The sequence below is a fragment of the Embleya sp. NPDC005575 genome, assembly GCF_040605455.1.
Taxonomy (GTDB): domain Bacteria; phylum Actinomycetota; class Actinomycetes; order Streptomycetales; family Streptomycetaceae; genus Embleya.
In genome coordinates this window covers 1-1,574 of sequence record NZ_JBEXCV010000341.1, presented here as the reverse complement: position 1 = coordinate 1,574, position 1,574 = coordinate 1, and the positions used below count along the sequence as shown (strand labels likewise).

The following is a 1,574-nucleotide window of genomic DNA, read 5'->3' as shown; positions in this document are numbered from 1 at the left end:
ACCCCCCGCTGTCGGCGGCGCGCCGCCGCTACGGAATCGGGGCATGCCGAGGAGCCGCGTCCGGGCGCGGCGGCGGGTTGGCCCTCACGGGTTCGGAAGCCGGTGCCGTGGCCGGGAATCGGTGCACGTTCCCGGGCCGCGACGACCACGCGGCGTTACTCCGGCGCGGGCTCGCGGGCCGGATCGGACCAGAGCGAGCGGATATGGCCGAGGTGTTCGCTCATCGCTCGACGAACGCCCTCCCCGTCCCCGGCGAGCAGCAGGTCGAGGATCTCGTCGTGTTCGCGCGCCGAGGCCACCAGCGCGCCGCGTTCGGCGAGTCGGGTGAGTCCGTACAGGCGCGAGCGCTTGCGCAGGTCGCCGACGACCTCGACCAGGCGCTGGTTGCCGCCCAGTTCGAGGAGTCCGAGGTGGAACTGCCGGTCGGACTCCAGGTAGCCGATCAGGTCGCGCCGCTCCGCGGCGGCCACGATCGCGGCGGCCACCGGGCGCAGCGCCTGCAGCGCGGCGGGGTCTGCGGTCTCGGCCAGGCGCACCAGGACGGGGACCTCGATCATCGACCGAATCTCGGTGTATTCGTCGAGGTCCCGGGCGGACAGCGCGGTCACCCGGAAGCCCTTGTTGCGGACAACCTCGACCAGTCCTTCCTTGACCAGATCCAGCATTGCCTCGCGCACGGGGGTGGCCGAAACGCGGAACTGGGCGGCCAGGCTGGGCGCCGAATAGATGACATCCGGGCGCAGTTCGCCGGCGATGAGGGCGGCCCGCAGGGCGTGCGTCACCTGATCACGCAGGCTGCGGCGCTCCTGCACGAACGGCAGGTCCAGCGGCCGCTCCCGCACGTTCGGCGCGGCGGCGGTCTCGCCGGTCGGGCCGGTCGGCACTTCGGCGTGCGCTCTCATCGGGTGCATCCTCCCTCGAGGCCGGCTTCGCCTCGAACAGCTCTACAATGTGCAATGTTACAGTCTATCGGTCACGGTGCCCCTCCCCTCCCATCATTTCCCGACGCTCCGGCGCCTGGATACGGCTCGACACCCCGACGTTCACGCCCCGCCCGTCGGATTCGCCGGCAGCAGACTCACCGTGCGGGTGGCGGTGTAGAAGTCCGCCGCGGCGCGGCCCTGTTCGCGCGGCCCATGGCTGGATGCCTTGGTGCCGCCGAAGGGCAGGTGGAAGTCGACCCCGGTGGTGGGCGCGTTGACCTTCACCAGGCCGGTGTCGATCCGGTCGACGACGGCGAGCGCGGCGTCCAGATCGCGAGTGTGCACCGACGCCACCAGGCCGTGCGGCACGTCGCGGGCGAGCGCGATGGCGTGGTCCAGGTCGCCCGCGCGTTGGAGCACCGCGACGGGGCCGAAGATCTCCTCCCGGAGCGTGGCGTGTCCGGCCGGCACCCGTTCCAGGATGGTCGGGGTGGCGAACCACCCCGTGCCGTCGTACGCCCGGCCCGTGGTCAGCACCCGGCCGCCGGCGGCCGGGCGCGAACGTGTGCTCGCCGCGATGCAGATGCTCGGCTATCGGCCGAACACGGCGGCGCGGGCTCTGGCCACCGGCAAGTTCCGGATGCTCGGCGT

The 1,574-nt window shown here is 72.4% G+C and carries 2 protein-coding genes and 1 pseudogene; 1 reads left to right on the top strand and 2 read right to left on the bottom strand.

Annotated features, from left to right (window positions below; all coding sequences use genetic code 11):
* Positions 1-155: 155 nt before the first annotated feature.
* On the bottom strand, positions 156-911 hold the full coding sequence (locus ABZS54_RS42895) for a GntR family transcriptional regulator (RefSeq protein ID WP_355548877.1): 756 nt from the start codon (positions 909-911) through the stop codon (positions 156-158).
* Between the two features lie 132 nt (positions 912-1,043).
* Positions 1,044-1,460, bottom strand: a complete 417-nt coding sequence (locus tag ABZS54_RS42890) for an aldehyde dehydrogenase family protein (protein ID WP_355548875.1) — start codon at positions 1,458-1,460, stop codon at positions 1,044-1,046.
* On the opposite strand from ABZS54_RS42890, the pseudogene ABZS54_RS42885 reads away from it, so the two are divergent.
* A pseudogene (locus ABZS54_RS42885) lies at positions 1,405-1,574 on the top strand (LacI family transcriptional regulator); the annotation flags it as partial. The gene ABZS54_RS42890 and the pseudogene ABZS54_RS42885 overlap by 56 nt on opposite strands.

Bases quoted from the DNA above. Each gene is read 5' to 3' on its own strand.
- ABZS54_RS42895 (WP_355548877.1), bottom strand. From the start codon at position 911: ATGCACCCGATGAGAGCGCACGCCGAAGTGCCGACCGGCCCGACCGGC.